We start from the raw sequence: 20599 nt of genomic DNA, 5'->3' as shown, positions 1-20599 counted from the left end.
GGTAATATTATGCCCTATCGCGCACCAGTTGCAGATTACGAATTTCTGTTCCGTCATGCGGTTGATTTTGATCGTATTGCAGCGACCGACAAGTTCGCGGAAGCAAGCGAAGACGTCGTAAGCGCGATCCTGACCGAGGCTGGAAAGCTCTGCGAAGAGGTTATGGCGCCGCTTCAGCGAAACGGAGACCTGGAGCCCGCGCGTCTGGAAAACGGCGTGTTGCGTACCTCGCCAGGATTTAGCGACGGTTGGAACGCTATTGCCGAGGGGGGCTGGATCGGCATGAGTGCCGATCCCGAGTATGGCGGTATGGGGCTGCCGATGACCTTGACCACTGCCGTCAACGAGATGATGTCTGCGGCCTGCCTGTCACTGCAACTGGCGCCGCTCATGACGCAGGGCCAGATCGAAGCACTAGAGCACCACGCAAGTGATGAGCTGAAAAACCTGTACCTGCCCAAAATGATCGCTGGTGAATGGTCGGGCACGATGAACCTGACCGAGCCGCAGGCGGGATCGGATGTGGGTGCGCTGACGTCGAAGGCAGAACCGAATGGAGATGGCACCTATTCGGTGTCTGGTCAGAAGATCTTCATTTCCTGGGGTGATAACGATTTTGCTGAAAACGTGTGCCATCTGGTGTTGGCACGCCTGCCCGATGCTGTTCCCGGAACCAAGGGAATATCGCTGTTTCTGGTGCCCAAATACTTGCCGGACGAGAATGGCAATCCGGGTGTGGCAAATGACCTGAAAGTGGTTTCGCTCGAGCACAAGATGGGCCTGCATGGTTCGCCAACTTGCGTGATGCAGTATGATGGTGCCAAAGGCTGGCTTGTGGGTAAGGAACATGGCGGAATGGCTGCGATGTTCACCATGATGAACAACGCGCGACTAGGCGTCGGCGGACAGGGTATCGGTGCCGCCGAAGGCGCCTATCAGCAGGCCCTGGAATATGCGCTTGAGCGGAAGCAAGGCAAGACACCTTCGGGCACAATCCTCGATCACGCCGATGTACGCCGGATGCTAATGAGTATGCGTGCGGATACTTTTGCTGCGCGCGCGATCATGCTTGCAAACGCAGCCGCGATTGATATGGCCAATGCAACAGGCGACGCGGACTGGGTTTCGCGCGCGGCCTTGTTGACGCCGATAAACAAGGCCTTCGGTACCGAAACCGGTATGCGGGTTTCGGAAGAAGGCGTGCAGGTCCATGGCGGTATGGGCTTTATCGAGGAGACCGGCGCGGCACAGTTCTATCGCGACGTCCGTGTGACCGCGATATACGAGGGCACCAACGGCATTCAGGCCATGGACCTTGTCGCACGCAAGATGATGGATGGCGGCGAAGCGGCGTCCCGTTTGCTGGACGAAATCGAGGATCACGCCGAACGCGCGCGTGGGTCGATGCCGGAACTGGCGGGTCCTGTCTGGGAGGCCACGGAAAGCCTGCGTGAAACGACCGAGTGGCTGATATCGCAGTCCGACATGAACACGCGATTTGCCGGCGCCGTGCCCTATCTGAAGGCATTCGCCCGCGTTCTGGGCGGTCACTATCACCTCAAGGCGGCCCTGGCCGAGCCAAACGGCACCCGTTTCAAGCTGGCACGCTTTTATATCAATGCGCTGTTGCCTGAGTTTTCGGGGCTTTTGGTTCAGGCGCAGAACGGTGCGGATGACGTCTTTGCTCTCAGCGCCGAGGAAATGGTAGCTGCCTGATGGACGGTGATACACATTTGACGATCCGCTATCCTTGGCCCGAGGCTCCGGCCCTGGGCGAGGCCGTTGAAATTGCCGAAGGCGTGCTTTGGATGCGGTTGCCGCTGCCTATGGCGCTGGATCACGTCAATATCTATGCGCTGGATGATGGTGACGGATGGACGGTGATCGACACTGGCATGTCCTCGAACAAGACGCGCCGTATTTGGGCGGACCTGATGGCGGGACCGTTGGGGGGCAAACCCGTGACGCGCGTGGTGGTGACACATCACCATCCCGATCACGTTGGCAATGCTGGTTGGTTTCAATCTGAACACGGGGCCGAGCTGGTCACGTCGCGTACCGCATGGCTGTTTGCACGGATGCTGACGCTGGATGTGCAGGAAAACTGGCCGCAGGAAACGCTGGATTACTACCGAAGCGCCGGGATGGATGCCGATTTCCTTGCCAAAAGGATGACAGAACGGCCCTTCAATTTCTGCGACACGGTCTATCCGATGCCGCTGGGCTTTACCCGGATCAAACAGGGCAGCGTCATTCGTATGGGTGGGCGCGACTGGGATGTTCATATGGGCAATGGCCACGCTCCCGAACATGCAACTTTTTGGAGCCGTGACGATAATCTGGTGATCACGGGCGACCAGGTTCTCAGCTCGATCAGCCCCAATCTGGGCGTCTATGTTACCGAGCCCATGGCGGATCCCGTGGCGGAGTGGATGGAAGCCTGCGAGCGCCTGCAAGACCTGGCGCGCCCGGATCATATGGCGCTGGGCGGGCACAAACTGCCCTTTACCGGCCTGCCGGTCAGGATGAGGCAGTTGATCGACAATCACCACAGCGCGCTGGACCGTCTGCAGAATTATCTGGACCAGCCCAAAACCGCTGCTGAGTGCTTTGTGCCCTTGTTCAAACGCCAGATCGGTGAAGGAGAGTATGGGCTTGCTCTGGTCGAAGCAGTTGCACATCTGAACCATCTCTACCACATTGGTGCTGTTACCCGAACGCGGCGCGCGGACGGGGCGTGGGAGTTTCAGCGCAAAGGGTAGAAGGCATGGACAAGATCGAAACCTCAGCCGAGGCAGCGGAATCAGCAGCATTGCCCCGATGTTACGAGGTGCATGCCAACCCGGATGCGAAATCCGGCGCCAAGGACCTGCCCGGCCAGTTGCAAAAGCCCGTAGCCACCAAAAGCTCGGCGCAATGGGCCTATGAACGGTTGATCCTGTATATCCAGAATTTCGAGAATACGCTGGATGCGGATCATGAGGTCGCCATGGGATTTACTGGCGGTGATGCCGGGGTAATGCGGATCGAAGGAATGGGCTATTTCGACCCTGATATCATCACTTTTTACGGCGCAGATGGGTCCGGGGCGCGAACCCAACTCGTGCAGCATGTCAGCCAGTTGAATGTAATGCTGCGAGCGCTGCCCAAATCGGTCGAGGATAAGCCCGCCAATCGCATCGGATTCCGGCTGGCGGCTGATCTCGAAGAAAACTGATAGCCTGACTTGCAATTCACGTCCGCGCAGCCTTGAATGAATCAATCATTTGGGGGGCGCAACGTGGCCACTTTCTCTGCCGTTACAAAAGCATACAAGGGCGCGTGGGCACGCCGCCGGGTCTTTGTGCCGATCTATGTCGCCGTGCGCCTGTTGCTGATTGCGCTGATTGCGCCGGGCGTGGCGATTGCGGTGAACCTAGCAGTTTCGCTCTCCAGCCAGACCGCCCTGACGGATCAGGATATTGCCGCGTTCATCCTGTCTCCGCTGGGGTTTGCGGTCGCAATCGCAATGCTCAGCCTGTTCCTGCTGGCCGAGGTCTTTGTCTTCTCGGTCATGGCCGGGTCGCTGAGGATGGGCGAAAGCGATCCGTGGCGCGCGGGGAGCGCGGCGATCAAGTTGATCCTGTCGCGCCTGCCTGCGCTGTTTGGATTTGCTGCACGCCTGGTTCTGCGGATCATCCTGTTGATCCTGCCTTTCGCCGCTATCGCTGCTCTGATCGCCTGGTGGACGCTGACCGAGTATGACATCAACTATTACCTGACCTTCCATCCGCCGTCTTTCTGGATCGCCGTTGCGCTGATCGGAGCTGTGGTGCTGGTCATGGCATGGGTGCTGATCCGCAAGCTGTCCGCATGGGCGCTGGGACTGCATCTGGTTCTGTTCGAAAACCTGCCACCGGCTGATGCTTTCCAGGTCAGCGCGGATCGGATGGAGGGCAAGCGCGGGCGGCTCAAGATCGCACTGGTGTTCTGGCTGGGGCTGAGGGCAGTTCTTGCCGCGCTGATCGCTTGGGGCGCGGGATCATTATTCGCATTGGTGCCCCTGCAGGGGGCAGAGCATCTGCGGCTGGCGCTAGTTTACAGCCTTCTGGTCGCCGGGCTCTGGTCGTTGGCCGGGCTGGTTTTGGCAGCCACCGCGCTGGGAGCACTGGCGGTTTTGCTGGACGGTTTTTTCGAGATCCGGACCTCTGAACCACCACATCCCGCGCCAGGCAATCTGCGCATTGGTCTGCTGAGTGCTGTTGGCATTGCGGCGGTGGCGGTATTGGTCGGGCTCTGGTTCGGTCAATCCCTGCTGGAACGCGTTCAGGCCCCTGACAGGGCCGAGGTGATCGGCCACCGTGGTGCCGCTGCGTTACGGCCGGAAAACACCATGGCCTCGGTTCTGAAGGCGATTGAGGACGGGGCGGACTGGGTTGAAATCGACGTGCAGGAAACGGCGGATGATGAGATAATCGTCGCCCATGATAGCGATTTCATGAAGCTGGCCGGGGTGAACCTGAAGGTCTGGGATGCCACGATGGAAGACGTGGCCGAGATCGATATCGGCAGTTGGTATGGCCCGGAATATGCCGATGAACGCACGCCAACGCTGCGCGACGTGCTGGCTGCGGCCAAAGATAGGGCCAAGGTGATCATCGAGTTGAAATATTACGGTCATGACGTCGATCTGGAAAACCGCGTTGCGGCCTTGGTCGAGGAATTCGGCATGGAGGATGACATCGCCACCATGTCGTTGAAATATCCAGCTGTGCAAAAGATGAAGGCACTGCGCCCTGAATGGCGAGCGGGGGTTTTGGCGGCAACCGCTGTGGGCGATCTGTCGGGTCTCGAAGGGGATTTTGTGGCTGTCAACGCCGCTATGGCCACGCCGGGGCTGGTACGTTCGGTGCAGGCCGCGGACAAGGATATCTATGTCTGGACGGTGAATGACCCTTTGCAGATGTCGGCCATGGCCTCGATGGGGGTGGATGGGCTGATCACGGACCGACCGGCAATGGCCAAAGAAGTTTTGCGTATCCGCGCTGAAATGGGGCCGGCAGAACGTCTGATGCTGTGGCTGGCAACGGTGCTCGGCATGGCCGTTGATACCGATGCGATGCGCGATGAAAGCCCGTAATCTGGCCGTTTCTCTGGCGCTGATCGCGGCGCCAGTCGGGGCGCAGGACTTTATGCGCAGTCTTGAGATGCCCGCCCATCGCGCGCTGATCGCACAGCGGGGCGCTGCGGAATTGACGCCATTTGAAACGGATGGCTGCTCGGGCGGGTTGTCAGCCAGTTGGCGCTTTGTGGCCGACACGTTTCCCAGCTTTCAGGCCCTGTTCGAGGCGCATCCCCCATGGGAGAGTTGCTGTGTCAGCCATGACCGGGCCTATCACCACGCGGGCGGAGGCCTGCGCCCCGAAGACAGTTATGACGCGCGCCTGTCAGCCGATGACAGCCTGAGAGCCTGCGTGCGGCAACACGGGGATGAGAACGCCGAAATTTACGCCGAACGCTATGACATGACTTCGGATCAGATACGATCCGCCCATGCCATAACCGCCGAGGCCATGTATGGCGCGGTGCGATTGGGCGGGGCGCCCTGTTCGGGCCTGCCCTGGCGGTGGGGGTTCGGATATCGCGGGTGTTCGGTCTTTGATTCCGTGTCACCTGCGCCCGAATGACGTGGTGACAGGCCCAGGATTTTCGATTATCCAACGTATCAAACACGCGAATTAGGATTCTGAAAATCATGGCTGAACATAAGCACGGCGAAATGGACATCACCGTTCAAACCAAAACCTTCAACGGTTTCGTAAAAGCGACCACATGGTGCGTGGTGGCGATTGCTTTCCTTTGCCTGTTTCTGGCGGTTTTCGCCGCTTAATCCCGGGCGAGGCTGACCGCCGTGATCAGATTTGTGATTGCCTGCCTGCTGGCAGCAACAGTGGCTGGCTGTGCCGGTTCGCAGCGTCCGCAGGCCGATCAGACCGAAGTTGTGGCCCGTTCCTATCGTGATCCGGGACCATCAACACTGACGCTCTATACCATGATCAGCACCCGGACCGGTTCGGGGGCGCATACCTCGCTGATGATAAGCGGCAGCGAGAGGGTGATCTTTGACCCCGCCGGATCGTTTCGCGCCGATGTAGTGCCGATCCGAAACGATGTTCTGTATGGCATCACGCCGAATGTCGAACGCGCTTATCGCAGCAGCCACGCGCGCGAAACGCATTATGCGCGTATCCAGACGATTCAGGTGACACCACAGCAGGCCGAAATTGCCCTGCAACTGGCCAAGCAGATGGGCCCTGTATCCGAAGCGTTTTGCGCCAACTCAACCTCGCAGCTATTGCAGCAGGTGCCGGGTTTCGAGCAGATCAATACGACCTTCTACCCGGTCAAGCTGTCCGATCAGTTCGGTGAACTCCCCGGCGTCGTGACCACCGAATACCGCGAGAATGACGATGCTGACCTGCAGGCCGGCTTGGCCTCGAACAATGCGCGCCTGAACCAGTTGGAAGCGGCCTCAACCCAATAGGTACAGCAAGCCATAGAGCGTGCCCGCCCCGGCAAAGATGGCAATGACCACGTTTTTTGTGATGACACCAACCGACAAAGCAACCGCTGCGGCGGCCATGCGCGGCACGTCGGGCTGACCACCCGTCGCGGTTGGCCAGACCACCAGCGGCGCAATCAGGGCCGGGACGATGGCAACGGCGGTATAGCGCAGGTGGCGTAACAACCAGGGTGGCATCGGGCGGTCTCCGACTATGCCGATAAAGGTAAAGCGTAGGGCAAAGCTGCCAATCGCCAAGCCAACGATAATGCTCCACATGGTCACCGGATCAATCTGTGTCATGGCCTATTCCGCTCTAACATCAATTCGGCCTGCGCCCCTGCGATCATCCCGGCGGTCCCGGCGATCAGCAGGCCCAGGTTGAACGGCACGCCTACGGTCAACAGAGCAACGGTTATGGCGACTAAGGCGGCGATGACATGGGCAAGCGTCCTCATCATCGGCCCGATCATTGCCAGGAATGTGATCGGAAGTGCAAAATCCAGCGCCCAGCTTTCTGGAATCTGTGCGCCCAAAACTGCGCCCAGATAAGTTGCCAAAATCCAAAGCGGCGTGATCGGCGTGACCGAGCCAAAGAAATAGGCCATGCGCTGCGGCACGGTCATATCGGGCTTTTTTTCGAACTGTACAATGGAGCAGGCATAGGACTGATCGACCGTCAGATAGGCGGCGCAGGCCCGTTGCCACAGGGGGGCCGCCCCAAGATAAGGCGTCAGTGAGGCCGAATACATTGCCACGCGTAGGTTAACCGCCAGGGCCGATGCCAGAACGATCAGGCTGGGTGTGTTGTCCTGCAACAGCTGCAGGGCGGTGAACTGGGCCGCCCCGGCAAAGACAGCCGCCGAAAAGGCGATTGTCTGGATAATATCCAGCCCAGCCTCGGTCGCAAATACGCCGAAAAGGGTGCCGAACGGAATTGCCACAAAGATAAACGGCGCTCCATCACGAAAACCCTTCCAGAAGTATGACTTGGATGTGGTGTAAGCCATGGCAAATTCCTATGGTATCGCCAACAGCAGTAGCGATCTTGGGAAAGGGTTGCAATTGGCCACGAAACCGGATGCCACCGACTACATCATCGCCCCTGATCCCGGCGCGGTTCGCCTGACCCGTGCGGTTGAAGGCATCGACCAGAATGGCGCGGTCAGCCGGATCTCGGTCGTTGAGGAACGCCCCCTGACGATTTTCCTCAACGCGCAGGAAATCGTGACTGCAATGACAATCGGCGATTACCCTGAATATCTGGCGCTGGGGTTCCTGCGCAATCAGGGGATGCTGTTGGCCGATGATGACATTACCGGCGTGGATTACGATGACGATCTGGAAACCGTGGTGGTGCGCACCGCGCGCGAAACCTCATATGAGGACAAGCTGAAGAAAAAGACCCGGACCAGCGGTTGTGCGGTAGGCACTGTGTTTGGTGACATGATGGAGGGGCTGGAGGACGTGCGCCTGCCGCAGGTTCAGGTCCGCACATCGTGGCTGTATGATCTGGCGGCCAAGATCAACCGAACCCCTTCATTGTATCTTGAGGCTGGTGCAATTCACGGCACGGTCCTGTGTCGGGAAAACCGACCGTTGGTCTACATGGAGGACGTGGGACGCCACAACGCGGTCGACAAGATCGCCGGCTGGATGCTGTCCGAAAACGTGGGGGCCGAGGACAAGATTCTCTACACCACAGGTCGTTTGACCTCGGAAATGGTGATCAAGACCGCGATGATGGGCATCCCGGTGCTGGCGTCACGGTCAGGCTTCACCGCCTGGGGTGTCGAAATCGCGCGTGAGGTTGGCCTGACCCTGATCGGCCGCATGCGGGGGCAGCGGTTCGTGTGTCTTGCGGGCGAGGACCGGTTGGTGCGCGACGTCGACCCGTCGACAGTGGCGGTCGAAGATAAAAAGCATAGACGGAAGAGTGCGGAATGATTTTGGAAGTCTTTGGTTTATTTATTTTATTCGTCGCGACATTGGGCTTGCTGCCATTGATGGTCTATGTGTTCTGGCTCCTTGAGCGGTCGAAACGCGCGATCATTGAGGGTATGGCGCAATTGGACGTCAACCTGCGTAACCGTCTGGGGTGGGCGCCAGAGGAATACATCAGCATTTGGAACATCGCTGCCCCCTTTCGGCTTGGTTGGCAGGCATGGGGGGAGTTGTCTCAAAAACAAGCACTCGTGCTTCAGCGGGTTTTGATGCACGGTCTGCCAGAGTTTGCCGGGATACCAGATGAGGTCAGAAAGGCGGTGCGCACGTATCGGTGCTGTTTTGGTCTTATCTTTGCTGTTGGGGCCGTCTTAGTGTTTTTGCCAGCCCACTATAGCCTGAGTTACAAGGCGGCCGAATTGACGGGGTGGCCTGCAATTATTTGGTTTACAGCATTCGGATTGGCCGTCTGTCCATTGCTTTTCCTGCCCACCCAGAAATTCAGGAAATGGCCCGCGCTTGAGGAGATCAAATGACCCGCCCTCTCGGCATCATCCTCGCAGGAGGCCTTGCCACTCGGATGGGTGGTGGCGACAAAGGCTTGCTGACAGTCGGTGGGCAGAGCCTGCTGTCTCATGTCATTGACCGGTTTGGCCCGCAGGTGGTCGGTCTGGCGCTGAATGCCAATGGTGATCCCGAACGGTTCGCCGACCTGAACCTGCCGGTTCTTCCCGACACGATTGAAGGTTTCGCCGGGCCTCTGGCGGGTGTGCTGGCGGGGCTCGATTGGGCAGCAGAACAGGGCGCCGACAGTATCGTCACCGCCGCTGCCGACACGCCGTTTTTTCCGCGCGATCTTGTGGCGCGCCTAACGGATGCTGCTCAAGGGCAAACCCATCCGCTGGTGCTGGCGACTACGCCTCGAACCGGGGATGAAGCACTGAAATCCGGCGGCGGTAAACGGGTCAACCGGCATCCGACATTTGGCCTCTGGCCTGTCGCGTTGCGAGATGATTTGCGGGACGCCTTGAATGACGGGCTACGCAAGGTTGTGCTGTGGACAGATAAACATGATGGCCGTGAGGCGCTGTTTCCGGCGGAGCCGTTTGACCCCTTCTTCAATGTCAACACGCCCGACGATCTGGCGCGGGCGCAAAAGCTGCTGGAGCAGGCATGAAGGTCTATGGCGTCACCGGCTGGAAAAACGCGGGCAAGACCGGCCTGATGGAGCGTTTGGTGGCCGAGATCACCGCGCGCGGCTTTTCGGTTTCGACCGTCAAACATGCCCATCACGCCGCCGATGTCGACCAGCCCGGCACGGACAGTTTCCGCCATCGAGAAGCCGGTGCGTCCGAGGTGCTGTTGGCGTCCGGCAAGCGCATTGCGATGATGCAGGAACTGCGCGGCGCACCCGAGCCGCCTCTCTCTGATCTGCTGGCACGCTTGGCTCCGGTTGATCTTGTGCTGATCGAGGGGTTCAAACGCGAAGCCCACCCCAAGGTCGAGGCGTATCGGGTGGCCGCTGGAAATCCGTTGATCGCGGCCGAGAACGAAACTGTGCGCGCGGTTGCCAGTGACACAGAGCTGAACTTCGACCGTCCGGTTTTTGATCTGGACGACACCGCAGCCATCGCAGGGTTCATTCTGCAAGAGGTAGGATTATGAGCAAACCGGACATTGCCCCACCGCCCCTGCGCAACGATTGTTTTGCCTTGCCTGCGGGCGTGAGCTGGACTCCGGTTGACGAGGCGTTGGCCCTGCTGCGCGACCGCCTTTCGGTCGTGATGGGGGCTGAAACCGTTCCGTTGGCACAAGCCGCAGGTCGGATTTTGGCCGCCGATGTATATGCCCAACGATCGAACCCGCCGCAGGCAAATACGGCGGTAGATGGCTATGGCTTTGCCGGTCCGGTTCCGGATGGGCCGCAGGTGATGCCGCTGCAAGACGGGCGTGCGGCGGCTGGTGTTCCCTTTGATGGTCAGCTTGCGCCCGGCCACGCCATACGGATTCTGACTGGTGCGGCCCTGCCCGATGGGGTGGACACCGTTATTCTGGAAGAGGACGTGACAGTTCAGGATGGGTATATCGCCTTTCGCGGCCCCCTGAAACAGGGTGCCAATACCCGCAATGCGGGCGAAGATGTGGTTGGAGGTGATCTGGCTTTGCCCGCTGGACGCCGGTTGACACCTGCCGATCTGGCCCTTCTCTCCGCGACGGGTGCTGGTGATCTGCTGGTTCGCAAAGCTCTGCGGGTGGCCGTCCTGTCAACGGGGGATGAGCTGGTCGAGGCCGGCGAGGTTGCTGAGCCAGGGCAAATCTACGATGCCAATCGCCCAATGTTGCTGGCTCTGATCCAGCGGATGGGATTCCAGCCACTGGATATGGGCCGCGTTGCCGATGATCGTGAAACCCTGCGCGAGCGGCTGAACGAAGCTGCGAAAGAGGCGGATGTTGTTCTGACTAGCGGCGGCGCGTCGGCAGGGGACGAAGATCATGTCTCCGCTCTGTTGCGGCAGGCCGGAGCGATGCAGGAATGGCGTATTGCCCTGAAACCGGGGCGACCTCTGGCTTTGGGGATTTGGGATGGAGTGCCGGTTTTCGGACTGCCCGGCAATCCAGTAGCGGCATTGGTCTGCACCCTAATCTTTGCCCGCCCGGCGCTGGGCCTGATGGCTGGCGAGGGCTGGCGGGACCCGCGGGGGTTCGATCTGCCTGCCGCCTTTGATAAGCGCAAGAAACCCGGGCGGCGGGAATATCTGCGGGCCCGTATCCGAGACGGAAAAGCCGAAGTTTTCAACTCGGAAGGGTCCGGGCGGATCAGCGGGCTAAGCTGGGCCGAAGGGCTGGTCGAGATCGAAGACGGCGCGCGCCACATCCAACCGGGTGATCTTGTCCGGTTCATCCCCTATGGAAGTTTCGGAATCTAGTCGAAGGTTCCGGCCACACGCCCCAGCAACATGAAGGCCCGCGCGGTTCTTGTATCACCCAAAGCGGTCAGCTCTGCATCGCTGGCACGGGGTTCAAACTCGATGATCATGTGATCGAACCGGCGTAGAAAGTGATGGGCGGCGTCCCGGAAAATGGGATCCTGCTTCATCCGGGCCGAAGTCAGCGCCAGCGAGGAGCGGTCGCGAATGCCGCCCAAGGCCGCGACAGCCCGTCCGCGCCCACCCTGCGCAAATTGCCGCCAGATCTCGGGGCGGGCCATGTCAGGGCGCAGGTCATCCATATAGATGCCCTCTTGGCTGAGCAGGGTCAGCACGTCCTGAGAGGCCTGTACAAGCTTGGCTGTCTTGCGGTCCTTGAGCGCCAGCCGTAGGGCATCAAAGCCTTCGGTATCTTCCTGTGTTTCCGGAAAATTCAGCGCACGGATAAAGATGTCGGTGCCAAGCGGGGGCACGATATCCCCAGCTTGTGTACCCAGTTCCAGCGAAGTCTGATCGCCGTTCCCCACGGCTGTCGGTTGCTGTGCGGGTTCCCTGCGCTTGGTTGAAAACGTGGCCAGCGCGCTTTCGGCTTTCTTGGCCGTTTCCGCGATCTGATCCAGCTTTTTGGATACGGCTGGCTCATAGGTGCTGGAAGATCGCTGTTGCTGAGCGATATATGCGTTTCGGATGGCGTCAATCGAGGTTTGTAGTCGTGCGCTTTCCTCGCGCATGATCCGGCTGGCGCGCATGGCCATTGCTGCGACCCAGATCATCGCCACCGGCATAAAGACCGCCAGCAAGGTCACGACAAAGCCTCCGCCGTCGACCTCGTCGGGCAGCACCAGAAAAACAACCGAGACGATCAGCCAGATCACGCTGAGGGCGACGGCTGCAATTTCGATCTCGGTTATCGAAGGCTTGGTTGGCCTATCATATATACCCAGTGAGGTTGGCCGATTGGCTTCCTGCTCTGGCGTGGGCTCGGACATTGGGAACGCTCCGGGGCTCAGGCGTAGGTGATGCTCAGGACTTCATAAGAACGTACGCCGCCAGGTGTGCGTACCTCGACACTGTCGCCTTCGTCCTTTCCAATCAGGGCGCGGGCAATAGGGGATTTGATGTTCAGCAGGCCGGCTTCGATATTGGCCTCATATTCCCCTACAATCTGCCAGGTCTTTTCCTCGTCAGTGTCTTCGTCAACAAGCGTGACCTTGGCGCCAAATTTGATAGCACCGGACAGTTTGGCAGGGTCGATCACATCGGTCAGTGAAAGGATGCCTTCCAACTCTTTGATGCGACCTTCGATAAAACCCTGCTTTTCCCGGGCCGAATGATATTCGGCGTTTTCTTTCAGGTCACCCAGTTCCCTGGCCGAGGCGATGGCTTCGATAATAGCTGGCCGCTCGACGGATTTTAGGTTCTTGAGTTCGGCCTGAAGCGCAGCATTGCCCGCAGGCGTCATGGGAATTTTTTCCATATTCTTGTCGTCCACGCTGAAATTGTAACGCCCCGCCGCATGGAACCAGCGTCGGGGCGATTTGATGGGTTGGCAAATACCTGACCCAAATGATGCGTGAAATGCAAGAGGTCAAAGAAGACAGCAAGCTGGATTTGCGACTTAACGCCGTTGAATTGGGCGCCGTGGGCACCTGTTACGCTGTCCAAACAGCTGACCGCGCTGCCATTTCCAGGTGGTTGAGGCCATCCAGAGTGTTTCAAGCATATTGCACCACCTCAAACTCGATGCCGTTCTCATCATCGAAATAGAACCGCCTGCCGGGCTCGTAATCTGCATGCGACTTGGGGGTGAAACCTGCTTTGACCACCTTGTCTTCGGTTGCGTCGATGTCTTCGACCAGAACGCCGACATGATTCAGCCCCCCGATGATGTCATAGCTGCTTTCACCCGATGGTCTGGGATCGCTGGGTGCATAAAGCGCCAAGTAGGTATGTGCGCTACCGACATGCACGGTATAGCCACCCGCGATTGCAGGGCCTTCCCAGCGGGTTTTCCAACCGAAGACGTCCTGCATCCATTTGGCTGAAGCCTGCGGGTCGCGGACGGTGAAATTGGTGTGTTCAAGTGTCGCCATCATGGGATCTCCTATTCAATTTGAGGCTTGTCCCGACCCACCGTAATTTCTAAACCTAACTTTAGGTCAAGGAATTTTTTGAGGGCGAGATGGCGATTTCAGAGGGGCTGGCAATAGGCGCTTTGGCCCAGCGCACCGGGCTGGCGGTTTCAGCGATCCGATATTACGAGGCGCAGGGTCTGATTGCCCCATGGCGCAATGCGGGTGGGCAGCGGCGATATCAGCGCGCCGACATAAGACGGTTGAGTTTTGTGATGATAGCGCAGCAATTCGGATTAACCCTGCCCGAAATCCGAGAAGTCCTGTCCGGCTTGCCCGGAAATCGCACACCAACGCCGCAGGATTGGAAAAACATCAGCAAGGATCTGCGGTCGCATCTGGATCAGCGAATCGATACGTTGATGCGCCTACGTGACAATCTGGACGGATGCATTGGCTGTGGGTGCCTTAGTTTGCCCAAATGTGCTCTTTACAATCCTGATGACCGTGCCAAATCCAAGGGAAGTGGCCCCAGATACCTGATGGGTGACACTCCGGACACGTGATCTGCCGCATAGCGGCATAGTTACGCCGTGTTTCGATTGACCTGTGGCTTTCCCAGCATGTAATCAGCCGTGAAACAAAATTGCGCCGACCGTGCGTTAGATGCGCCAATTCGGAAAGTTAGCGAAGGAGCCCGCAATGGCCGAGATTGAACGCGAAGCGATGGAATATGACGTGGTGATCGTGGGCGCCGGCCCCGCGGGACTGTCGGCGGCCATCCGTCTGAAACAGCTGGATGCCGATCTGAACGTCGTCGTTCTGGAAAAGGGCTCGGAGGTCGGTGCGCATATCTTGTCAGGTGCGGTGCTGGACCCGTGCGGCCTGGATGCGCTGATACCGGACTGGAAGGAAAAAGGTGCGCCGCTGAACACGCCGGTTACCGAAGATAACTTCTATATGCTGGGTGAGGCCGGAAAAATCCGCATTCCGAACTTCCCGATGCCGCCGCTGATGAACAACCACGGCAACTATATCGTGTCGATGGGCAATGTCTGCCGCTGGATGGCTGAACAGGCCGAAGAGCTGGGCGTGGAAATCTTCCCCGGCATGGCCTGTTCCGAGCTGGTCTATGGCGACAATGGCGAAGTCAAAGGCGTTGTTGCCGGTGTCTTCGGCCTTGAGGCCGATGGCTCCTACGGCCCGAACACCGAGCCGGGCATGGAGCTGCACGGCAAATATGTCTTCTTGTCCGAAGGTGTGCGCGGGTCGCTGTCCAAGGAAGTGATCGCGAAATACGATCTGCAAGCCGGAAAAGAAGTCCAGAAATACGGCGTCGGCATGAAAGAGATCTGGGAGATCGACCCGGCCAAGCACAAGGAAGGCACCGTCACCCATACGATGGGCTGGCCCCTGGGCAGCAACGCGGGCGGCGGGTCTTTCATCTATCACCTGGAAAACAATCAGGTCTATGTCGGGTTTGTGGTTCACCTGAATTACAAGAACCCGCACCTGTACCCCTATATGGAATTCCAGCGCTTTAAGCATCATCCGATGGTGGCCGAGCTGCTGAAAGGCGGCAAACGCGTGGCTTATGGCGCTCGTGCGATTACTGAGGGTGGATATCAATCGATGCCCAAGCTGGTCGCGCCAGGCGTGGCGCTGCTGGGCTGTTCGGCGGGCATGGTCAATGTGCCGCGCATCAAGGGCAACCACAACGCGATGCTGTCCGGCAAAGCTGCGGCCGAGGCGGCATTTGATGCCATCAAAGCCGAGCGTTCGGGCGATGAATTGACTGTCTATGAAGCAGATGTTCGCGAAGGTGCCATCGGAAAAGACCTCAAGAAAGTGCGCAATGTCAAACCGATGTGGTCAAAGTGGGGTCTGATGCCCTCGCTGGCGCTGGGCGGTTTGGACATGTGGACAAACACTCTGGGCTTTTCGCTGTTTGGCACTCTGGGCCACGGCAAGAACGACGCGGAATCGACTGAAGAAGCCAGTAAACATAAACCGATCGACTATCCAAAGCCGGATGGCACGCTGTCCTTCGACCGCCTGACCAACGTCTCGTTCGCGATGACGAACCACGAGGAAAGTCAGCCTTGCCATCTAAAACTGTCGGACCCGGCGATTCCGGTCAGTGTCAATCTGCCCGAATTCGACGAACCGGCGCAGCGCTATTGCCCGGCGGGCGTGTATGAGATGGTCGAGGATGAAAATGGTCCGCGATTCGTGATCAACTTTCAGAACTGCGTTCACTGCAAGACCTGCGACATCAAAGATCCCAGCCAGAATATCACCTGGACCACGCCACAGGGAGGGGATGGTCCGAACTATCCCAATATGTAAGCGAAAAATGGGCAATGGCGGCGTCGTGAAGGCTCTGCCATTGCCTCTTTCTGGTCAAAGCCCTAGCTTATTGCGCAACCGACAATCGCAAGGCAGGAATTTGGTGACTTTTCTCATTCGTCGCACAGCGCTAGCTGTGCTGTTTACCACGTCATTCGCCATTCCGGCTTATGCCGACACTGGGTTCGGTGCGTATCTTGCCGGGCGTCAGGCGATTTTTCAGGACGACTATACGGCGGCTGAGAAATACTTTGCGCAAGCATTGCGCGCAGATCCTCAAAACGACCGGTTGCTGGAGAATGTCGTCGTTGCGCGCTTGTCGCTGGGCGAGGTTAAGCGCGCTTTGCCGATTGCCCAAACCATCGAAGAGTTGGGCCTGCCCAACCAGCCCGCGAAAATGGCGATTGCCGCTAATCTGGTGGCTGAAGGCAAGCTGGATGAACTGCTGGCCCGCGACCCCGAAACGCAAGGCGTCGGGCCGCTGGTTGACGGGTTAATATTGGGCTGGGCCCATATGGGCCAGGGCGCGATGACCAGCGCGCTGGAGCAGTTTGACCAAGTTGCAGCGCAGGAAGGTCTGCGCGAGTTCGCGCTTTACCACAAAGCTTTGGCACTGGCCTCAGTCGGAGACTTTGAAGGCGCCGAGGCAGTCTTTGCGGCCGATAACGGTGTTGTGGCGCGATTTACCCGCCGCGCAGCGCTGGCACGGACCGAGGTTCTATCGCAGCTGGACCGCAATGAGGATGCGCTGCAGTTTCTGGATGACGTGTTCGAGTCGGGCTCTGATCCCTCGATTGAAGGGTACGAAGCGCGTCTGAGCGCTGGCGAAACGCTGCCCTTTACTCATGTCCGCACATCGCAGGACGGTATCGCAGAAGTGTTCTTTTCCGTGGGAGCCGCGCTCAGCAGTGAGGCGGCTGAGAATTACGTCCTGCTTTATGCGCAGGTCGCAGCCTTTCTGCGCCCGGATCACGTGGACGCAATCTTGTTGAGTGCCGAACTTTTGGACGAGTTGGAGCAATACGATCTTGCCGTCGAGGCCTATCGCAAAGTGCCCGCGAGCAGCAGTGACTATCACGCTGCTGAACTGGGCCGGGCCGAGGTGCTTGTCACGGCAGGCAAAACCGATGCGGCGGAAGAAGTCTTGCAGACCCTTGCGACGCAGAGACCGGATCTGCCAAGTGTTCACGTGGCGCTGGCTGATTTGCAAAGACGTGAAGAAAACTATGCTGCGGCTGTCGAAACCTATAGCACAGCGATTGAATTGATTGATGCTGATGGTGGCGGTAACTGGTTCCTGCACTACGCCCGTGGTATCTCGTACGAGCGACTAAAGCAGTGGGACAATGCTGAGGCCGATTTCCGCCGTGCGCTAGAACTTAACCCCGACCAACCGCAGGTCCTGAATTATCTGGGTTATTCGCTTGTAGAACGGCGCGAAAATCTGGACGAAGCGCTTGGCATGATCGAACGCGCCGTCGCCGCACGCCCTGGTAGCGGCTATATCGTCGACAGCTTGGGATGGGTTCTGTTTCGACTGGGCCGCTATGAAGAGGCGGTCGAGCATATGGAGCGTGCCGTCGAGCTGATGCCGGTAGACCCAGTGGTGAATGATCACCTGGGTGACGTTTACTGGGCCGTGGGCCGCGCACGCGAAGCCGAGTTCCAGTGGAAGCGGGCATTGTCTTTCATTGACCTCGAAGACGCCGATGGTGAGGCCGACCCCGAGCGTATTCGCCGCAAGATCGAGGTCGGGCTGGACGAGGTTCTGATCGAAGAAGGTGCCGCGCCGCTGAAGGTCGCCAATGAAGGCTAAGGCTTTCGCGCCCGCCAAGATCAACCTTACCTTGCACGTCACCGGCCAGCGCGTGGACGGCTATCACCTGTTGGATTCGCTCGTGGTGTTTGCCGATCTGGGCGATACGCTGCATTTCACCGCAGGTGAGGCGCTGTCGATCTCTGTCACCGGCGAACATGCGGCGGGTGTGCCAAGCGATAGTCGCAATCTGGTGTGGAAAGCCGCCGAGGCTGCAGGCTGGACTGGGCATATTGACCTGAACAAAGTGCTGCCGCATGGGGGCGGGATCGGCGGCGGTTCTTCCGATGCCGCCGCAACCTTGCGGATGATAGAAGATGAGGGTGGGCACGTCCCGCCAGAAACAGCACTGCGCCTGGGTGCGGATGTCCCTGCCTGCTTGGCAGCCAGATCAAGCCGTATGCGCGGGATCGGAGAGTGTCTGAACCCGGTCACCCTCCCACATCTACCAGCCTTGCTGGTCAACCCGGGTGTAGAGGTTCCAACGCCTGCGATATTCGCGGCTTTGGAATGCAGGGAAAACCCGCCCATGGCAGAGGATATCCCGGTATTTGAGGGGCCTCAGGATTGTGCCGAATGGCTGGGGAAACAGCGAAACGACCTGGAAGGTCCAACCACATTGCTGGCCCCCGAAGTCGCGCAGGTGCTGGATGCGCTGAGCGATACAAAAGCGGCGTTGTTGGCGCGCATGTCGGGGTCAGGATCGACCTGTTTCGCGCTGTATCCGACGATGAAAGCTGCCCATTTCGCCGCCTATGAGATTGGAGCAGCCCATCCCGACTGGTGGTGCCGTGCGGTTCAGCTTAACTAAGGCGCGCGACAACGAAGTCTGCCAAATCGCTCAGCAGGGTGCGGATCTCATGGTCGGGCAGGATGCCTAGCGACGCCTTAGCCTTGTTGGCCCAGCCAAGCGCATCTTTTCGCGTCGCCGCAAGCGTGCCGTATTTGCCCATAAGGCCAAGAGCGGTTTCGAGATCACCGCTTTCCTGACGACCCTTACCGATGGTGCGCTGCCAGAAGGCGCGTTCTTCGGGGGTGGCCTGCGCCACCGCCTTGATCACTGGCAGCGTCAGCTTACGCTCGCGAAAGTCGTCGCCGACATTCTTGCCGGTCGCTTTGCTGTCACCCTGATAATCCAGCAGGTCATCAGCGATCTGGAAGGCAATCCCCAGCGCATCGCCATAATCGAAGAGCGCCTTGACCTGGGCCTCTGACGCTTGGGCGATGACCCCGCCCACCTCGGTTGCGGCTGAGAACAAGGCTGCGGTCTTGCCGCGCACAACCTGAAGATAGATGGCCTCATCCGTGCCCAGATCGGTTGCAGCAGTCATCTGTAGCACTTCGCCCTCGGCGATTGTTGCAGACGCATTGGCAAGGATGTCCAGAACCCTAAGAGACCCGGTCTCGACCATAAGCTGGAAGCTGCGTGAGAACAGGTAATCCCCAACCAGAACGCTGGATTTGTTGTCCCAAAGCAGATTCGCTGTTGGCCGTCCGCGCCTTTGTGCGCTTTCGTCGACAACATCGTCATGCAACAGGGTCGCGGTGTGGATGAACTCAACCGTTGCCGCCAGACGCAAATGATGGTCCCCGGCATAGTCGAACAGCCGCGCCGCGGCCAGTGTCAGCATCGGACGCAGGCGCTTGCCACCCGCTTCGACCAAATGTGCGGTGACTTCGGGAATGCGGGGCGCGTGTTCTGAGGCCATGCGCGTGCGTATCAGGTCATTGACCGCGTCCATTTCACCCGAAAGAATCTCGGCCAGCCGCTCATGCGGTTTTGAGACTGTGCTGATGTTCATCACACTCCTGATACAAGGCTCGACTTCCGCCTCACCTTGCCCTTACATCCATCCCCATGAAAGAACTTTTGCGCAGCACTGATCCGACGATCCTGGCCTTTGCATCCGCCCTACTTCAGGGCGAGGATATAGACTGCTTTCAGATGGACGTAAATATGAGCATCCTAGAAGGCGGCATCGGTATTTTCCCGCGTCGCCTTATGGTGCGGGCAGATGATTTGATCCGCGCTGAACGGGTGATGCGCGACAACGAGATCCCGCTGGGCCGATGACGCAATTCACTGACCCAGAGCTAAGTTTGAACGACTTTCTGAATGGGCGCGTTCGGCTTTGGCAGCCCCTGTCCGGCTATCGCGCCGGGGTCGATCCTGTGTTGCTGGCGGCAGCGGTACCGGCCAAGGCTGGGCAATCCGTGCTGGAGCTGGGATGTGGCGCTGGTGCCGCCATCTTGTGCCTGATGGCGCGCGTGCCGGGATTGAACGCCACGGGTGTTGAGCTGCAATCGCCCTATGCCGATCTGGCCACCCGCAACGCGGATCAGAATGCGCAGGCGCTGACAGTGGTGCAGGCCGATCTGAGCAAACTGCCCGCTGAACTGAAACAACAGCAGTTCGATCATGTGATTGCGAATCCGCCCTATTACTTGGCCGGTGCCCACAGCCCTGCGGCGGACTCGGGTCGCGGAATTGCCTTGGGCGAGGATACACCGTTGCGCGATTGGTTCGATTGTGCGGCAAAGCGCCTTGCACCGCGGGGCTATCTGCACATGATCCAAAAGGCCGATCGGTTGCCAGACATGCTGTCAGCCTGTGCGGGGCGGCTTGGCTCAGTCGAGGTTCTGCCTCTGGCCGCGCGGGCTGGTCGGAAGGCTCAATTGATGATCCTTAGGGCCAGAAAAGGCGGTCGGACTGCGTTTCAACTGCATGCCCCGCTGATTTTGCACAAGGGTGTGCGCCACGAAAAAGACGGCGAAAGCTATACCTCTCAGATATCGTCCGTTTTGCGCGACGCTGCTGCGCTGAACGGGTTTTCGGATCAATAGGCGCCAACCAGCCGAATTTGTCAGATTTATTATAGAATCTGTGCGTCTGCAGCGTGACAGGCTGGAAACGATGTGCTCAACTTCCTACGTTATTCAGAGACACCAA

General features: G+C 58.8%; 24 protein-coding genes. 18 read left to right on the top strand and 6 right to left on the bottom strand.

The genetic code is table 11. The features are described from left to right. The first annotated feature begins 9 nt into the window (after positions 1-9). The 7 genes from AC2FLB_RS10575 (at position 10) to AC2FLB_RS10545 (ending at position 6523) form a co-directional block, all read left to right on the top strand. Positions 10-1716: an acyl-CoA dehydrogenase gene (locus AC2FLB_RS10575; RefSeq protein ID WP_271948509.1), complete on the top strand. Its 1707-nt coding sequence runs from the start codon at positions 10-12 to the stop codon at positions 1714-1716. Next, positions 1716-2762: an MBL fold metallo-hydrolase gene (locus AC2FLB_RS10570; RefSeq protein WP_142635372.1), complete on the top strand. Its 1047-nt coding sequence runs from the start codon at positions 1716-1718 to the stop codon at positions 2760-2762. Before AC2FLB_RS10575 ends, AC2FLB_RS10570 begins: the two co-directional genes overlap by 1 nt. A gap of 5 nt (positions 2763-2767) precedes the next feature. Next, entirely contained in the window at positions 2768-3217 is a 450-nt protein-coding gene (locus tag AC2FLB_RS10565; RefSeq protein ID WP_142635374.1) for a DUF6173 family protein, read from the top strand. Positions 3218-3253: 36 nt separating this feature from the next. Next, complete coding sequence (locus AC2FLB_RS10560; RefSeq protein WP_496709223.1) at positions 3254-5119, top strand: glycerophosphodiester phosphodiesterase family protein; 1866 nt, start codon at positions 3254-3256, stop codon at positions 5117-5119. Next, entirely contained in the window at positions 5106-5666 is a 561-nt protein-coding gene (locus AC2FLB_RS10555; RefSeq protein ID WP_142635376.1) for a hypothetical protein, read from the top strand. The genes AC2FLB_RS10560 and AC2FLB_RS10555 overlap by 14 nt, the downstream gene beginning before the upstream one ends. Positions 5667-5734: 68 nt before the next feature. Next, on the top strand, positions 5735-5869 hold the full coding sequence (locus AC2FLB_RS10550; protein WP_142635378.1) for an aa3-type cytochrome c oxidase subunit IV: 135 nt from the start codon (positions 5735-5737) through the stop codon (positions 5867-5869). A 21-nt stretch (positions 5870-5890) separates the two neighbouring features. Continuing rightward, on the top strand, positions 5891-6523 hold the full coding sequence (locus tag AC2FLB_RS10545; RefSeq protein ID WP_271948503.1) for a hypothetical protein: 633 nt from the start codon (positions 5891-5893) through the stop codon (positions 6521-6523). Here the strand turns inward: AC2FLB_RS10545 and AC2FLB_RS10540 are convergent. Then, complete coding sequence (locus tag AC2FLB_RS10540) at positions 6512-6844, bottom strand: AzlD domain-containing protein (protein ID WP_282021651.1); 333 nt, start codon at positions 6842-6844, stop codon at positions 6512-6514. The genes AC2FLB_RS10545 and AC2FLB_RS10540 overlap by 12 nt on opposite strands. Then, positions 6841-7551, bottom strand: coding sequence for an AzlC family ABC transporter permease (locus AC2FLB_RS10535; RefSeq protein ID WP_496709222.1), 711 nt, complete (start codon positions 7549-7551; stop codon positions 6841-6843). The genes AC2FLB_RS10540 and AC2FLB_RS10535 overlap by 4 nt, the downstream gene beginning before the upstream one ends. Before the next feature lie 49 nt (positions 7552-7600). Between AC2FLB_RS10535 and AC2FLB_RS10530 the strand changes: the two genes are divergently transcribed. Genes AC2FLB_RS10530 through AC2FLB_RS10510 form a run of 5 tightly spaced genes read left to right on the top strand, consistent with a single transcriptional unit; the run spans position 7601 to position 11412 of the window. After that, positions 7601-8488 (top strand): formate dehydrogenase accessory sulfurtransferase FdhD, encoded by an 888-nt coding sequence (locus AC2FLB_RS10530; RefSeq protein ID WP_496676784.1) that lies wholly within the window; start codon positions 7601-7603, stop codon positions 8486-8488. Beyond that, positions 8485-9021, top strand: a complete 537-nt coding sequence (locus tag AC2FLB_RS10525; RefSeq protein WP_496676638.1) for a hypothetical protein — start codon at positions 8485-8487, stop codon at positions 9019-9021. Before AC2FLB_RS10530 ends, AC2FLB_RS10525 begins: the two co-directional genes overlap by 4 nt. Continuing rightward, the gene (gene mobA / locus AC2FLB_RS10520; protein WP_496706179.1) at positions 9018-9662 is read left to right on the top strand and encodes a molybdenum cofactor guanylyltransferase MobA; all 645 of its coding nucleotides are present in this window, start codon (positions 9018-9020) and stop codon (positions 9660-9662) included. The genes AC2FLB_RS10525 and mobA overlap by 4 nt, the downstream gene beginning before the upstream one ends. After that, entirely contained in the window at positions 9659-10150 is a 492-nt protein-coding gene (mobB, locus tag AC2FLB_RS10515; protein ID WP_142635390.1) for a molybdopterin-guanine dinucleotide biosynthesis protein B, read from the top strand. Before mobA ends, mobB begins: the two co-directional genes overlap by 4 nt. Continuing rightward, positions 10147-11412: a molybdenum cofactor synthesis domain-containing protein gene (locus AC2FLB_RS10510; RefSeq protein WP_496709221.1), complete on the top strand. Its 1266-nt coding sequence runs from the start codon at positions 10147-10149 to the stop codon at positions 11410-11412. Before mobB ends, AC2FLB_RS10510 begins: the two co-directional genes overlap by 4 nt. On the opposite strand, the gene AC2FLB_RS10505 is transcribed toward AC2FLB_RS10510, so the two are convergent. From AC2FLB_RS10505 to AC2FLB_RS10495, 3 genes are all read right to left on the bottom strand, one after another. Then, positions 11409-12401, bottom strand: a complete 993-nt coding sequence (locus AC2FLB_RS10505) for a hypothetical protein (RefSeq protein WP_142635394.1) — start codon at positions 12399-12401, stop codon at positions 11409-11411. The genes AC2FLB_RS10510 and AC2FLB_RS10505 overlap by 4 nt on opposite strands. Positions 12402-12418: 17 nt before the next feature. After that, positions 12419-12889, bottom strand: coding sequence for a transcription elongation factor GreA (gene greA / locus AC2FLB_RS10500; protein WP_142635396.1), 471 nt, complete (start codon positions 12887-12889; stop codon positions 12419-12421). Positions 12890-13127: 238 nt separating this feature from the next. Then, entirely contained in the window at positions 13128-13508 is a 381-nt protein-coding gene (locus tag AC2FLB_RS10495) for a VOC family protein (RefSeq protein ID WP_496709220.1), read from the bottom strand. Between the two features lie 86 nt (positions 13509-13594). On the opposite strand from AC2FLB_RS10495, the gene soxR reads away from it, so the two are divergent. From soxR to AC2FLB_RS10475, 4 genes are all read left to right on the top strand, one after another. Next, entirely contained in the window at positions 13595-14050 is a 456-nt protein-coding gene (gene soxR / locus AC2FLB_RS10490; protein WP_142635400.1) for a redox-sensitive transcriptional activator SoxR, read from the top strand. Positions 14051-14186: 136 nt separating this feature from the next. After that, on the top strand, positions 14187-15833 hold the full coding sequence (locus AC2FLB_RS10485; RefSeq protein ID WP_271948491.1) for an electron transfer flavoprotein-ubiquinone oxidoreductase: 1647 nt from the start codon (positions 14187-14189) through the stop codon (positions 15831-15833). A 7-nt stretch (positions 15834-15840) separates the two neighbouring features. After that, a complete protein-coding gene (locus tag AC2FLB_RS10480) occupies positions 15841-17649 on the top strand; it encodes a tetratricopeptide repeat protein (protein WP_416383915.1) in 1809 nt (602 codons plus the stop codon). Continuing rightward, the gene (locus AC2FLB_RS10475; protein WP_496691819.1) at positions 17639-18460 is read left to right on the top strand and encodes a 4-(cytidine 5'-diphospho)-2-C-methyl-D-erythritol kinase; all 822 of its coding nucleotides are present in this window, start codon (positions 17639-17641) and stop codon (positions 18458-18460) included. The genes AC2FLB_RS10480 and AC2FLB_RS10475 overlap by 11 nt, the downstream gene beginning before the upstream one ends. On the opposite strand, the gene AC2FLB_RS10470 is transcribed toward AC2FLB_RS10475, so the two are convergent. Then, a complete protein-coding gene (locus tag AC2FLB_RS10470) occupies positions 18453-19451 on the bottom strand; it encodes a polyprenyl synthetase family protein (RefSeq protein WP_496709219.1) in 999 nt (332 codons plus the stop codon). The two genes, AC2FLB_RS10475 and AC2FLB_RS10470, sit on opposite strands and share 8 nt — an antisense overlap. A 56-nt stretch (positions 19452-19507) precedes the next feature. On the opposite strand from AC2FLB_RS10470, the gene AC2FLB_RS10465 reads away from it, so the two are divergent. Together AC2FLB_RS10465 and AC2FLB_RS10460 are read left to right on the top strand one after the other, a co-directional pair. Then, positions 19508-19723 (top strand): putative signal transducing protein, encoded by a 216-nt coding sequence (locus tag AC2FLB_RS10465; protein ID WP_496676622.1) that lies wholly within the window; start codon positions 19508-19510, stop codon positions 19721-19723. Next, complete coding sequence (locus tag AC2FLB_RS10460; RefSeq protein WP_496709218.1) at positions 19720-20493, top strand: tRNA1(Val) (adenine(37)-N6)-methyltransferase; 774 nt, start codon at positions 19720-19722, stop codon at positions 20491-20493. Before AC2FLB_RS10465 ends, AC2FLB_RS10460 begins: the two co-directional genes overlap by 4 nt. The last annotated feature ends 106 nt before the right edge of the window (positions 20494-20599 follow it).

The sequence above is a fragment of the Ruegeria sp. CDSA236 genome (assembly GCF_059611285.1).
Note: the sequence above shows the minus strand (reverse complement) of the source record. Positions and strands in the feature narration are given on the sequence as shown.

Coding starts and splice junctions, on each gene's coding strand:
- AC2FLB_RS10495 (WP_496709220.1), bottom strand. CDS start 13,508: ATGATGGCGACACTTGAACACACCAATTTCACCGTCCGCGACCCGCAG.
- AC2FLB_RS10480 (WP_416383915.1), top strand. CDS start 15,841: ATGGGCAATGGCGGCGTCGTGAAGGCTCTGCCATTGCCTCTTTCTGGT.
- AC2FLB_RS10510 (WP_496709221.1), top strand. CDS start 10,147: ATGAGCAAACCGGACATTGCCCCACCGCCCCTGCGCAACGATTGTTTT.
- AC2FLB_RS10535 (WP_496709222.1), bottom strand. CDS start 7,551: ATGGCTTACACCACATCCAAGTCATACTTCTGGAAGGGTTTTCGTGAT.
- AC2FLB_RS10575 (WP_271948509.1), top strand. CDS start 10: ATGCCCTATCGCGCACCAGTTGCAGATTACGAATTTCTGTTCCGTCAT.
- AC2FLB_RS10550 (WP_142635378.1), top strand. CDS start 5,735: ATGGCTGAACATAAGCACGGCGAAATGGACATCACCGTTCAAACCAAA.
- AC2FLB_RS10465 (WP_496676622.1), top strand. CDS start 19,508: ATGAAAGAACTTTTGCGCAGCACTGATCCGACGATCCTGGCCTTTGCA.
- AC2FLB_RS10460 (WP_496709218.1), top strand. CDS start 19,720: ATGACGCAATTCACTGACCCAGAGCTAAGTTTGAACGACTTTCTGAAT.
- AC2FLB_RS10485 (WP_271948491.1), top strand. CDS start 14,187: ATGGCCGAGATTGAACGCGAAGCGATGGAATATGACGTGGTGATCGTG.
- AC2FLB_RS10475 (WP_496691819.1), top strand. CDS start 17,639: ATGAAGGCTAAGGCTTTCGCGCCCGCCAAGATCAACCTTACCTTGCAC.
- AC2FLB_RS10565 (WP_142635374.1), top strand. CDS start 2,768: ATGGACAAGATCGAAACCTCAGCCGAGGCAGCGGAATCAGCAGCATTG.
- AC2FLB_RS10540 (WP_282021651.1), bottom strand. CDS start 6,844: ATGACACAGATTGATCCGGTGACCATGTGGAGCATTATCGTTGGCTTG.
- AC2FLB_RS10525 (WP_496676638.1), top strand. CDS start 8,485: ATGATTTTGGAAGTCTTTGGTTTATTTATTTTATTCGTCGCGACATTG.
- greA (WP_142635396.1), bottom strand. CDS start 12,889: ATGGAAAAAATTCCCATGACGCCTGCGGGCAATGCTGCGCTTCAGGCC.
- AC2FLB_RS10570 (WP_142635372.1), top strand. CDS start 1,716: ATGGACGGTGATACACATTTGACGATCCGCTATCCTTGGCCCGAGGCT.
- AC2FLB_RS10560 (WP_496709223.1), top strand. CDS start 3,254: ATGAATCAATCATTTGGGGGGCGCAACGTGGCCACTTTCTCTGCCGTT.
- mobB (WP_142635390.1), top strand. CDS start 9,659: ATGAAGGTCTATGGCGTCACCGGCTGGAAAAACGCGGGCAAGACCGGC.
- mobA (WP_496706179.1), top strand. CDS start 9,018: ATGACCCGCCCTCTCGGCATCATCCTCGCAGGAGGCCTTGCCACTCGG.
- AC2FLB_RS10470 (WP_496709219.1), bottom strand. CDS start 19,451: ATGAACATCAGCACAGTCTCAAAACCGCATGAGCGGCTGGCCGAGATT.
- soxR (WP_142635400.1), top strand. CDS start 13,595: ATGGCGATTTCAGAGGGGCTGGCAATAGGCGCTTTGGCCCAGCGCACC.
- AC2FLB_RS10505 (WP_142635394.1), bottom strand. CDS start 12,401: ATGTCCGAGCCCACGCCAGAGCAGGAAGCCAATCGGCCAACCTCACTG.
- AC2FLB_RS10555 (WP_142635376.1), top strand. CDS start 5,106: ATGAAAGCCCGTAATCTGGCCGTTTCTCTGGCGCTGATCGCGGCGCCA.